This is a genomic window from Mesorhizobium sp. BHbdii (assembly GCF_053848045.1).
The window spans coordinates 1-412 of sequence record NZ_JBSPKX010000281.1; the positions used below are offsets into that span (position 1 = coordinate 1).

A 412-nucleotide genomic window follows, 5' to 3' on the forward strand; every position below is an offset into this window, starting at 1 on the left:
TTCGTGCTGACCTGCGACCACGCCTCCAATTTCCTGCCCGCCGAATTCGGTGCGCTCGGTCTTGCCGCCGAAGACCTGTCCCGCCACATCGCCTGGGATCCCGGCGCGTTGCCGGTGGCAACGCGCATGGCGCAAGCGCTCGATGCGACGCTGGTCGAAACCCGCATTTCGCGCCTCGTCATCGACTGCAACCGGCCGCTCGACGCGCCGGACCTCGTGCCGCAGGTCAGTGAGACGACAGTCATACCTGGCAATGCCGGCCTGTCGGAAAAGCAGCGCGCGGCGCGGGTCGCCCTGTCATGGCAGCCATTTCACAGCACCATCGAACGCATCGTCGAGGAGCGGCTGGCGCGCGGCCAGGAGACCCGGCTGGTTTCCGTGCATTCCTTCACGCCCATCTACAAGGGCCACG

General features: G+C 66.7%; 1 protein-coding gene. It reads left to right on the top strand.

Features of this window, described 5'->3' with window-relative positions; translation table 11 throughout:
* The coding region (locus ACWTU8_RS33040; RefSeq protein WP_455851404.1) for an N-formylglutamate amidohydrolase at window positions 1-412 on the top strand (412 nt) is incomplete at both ends.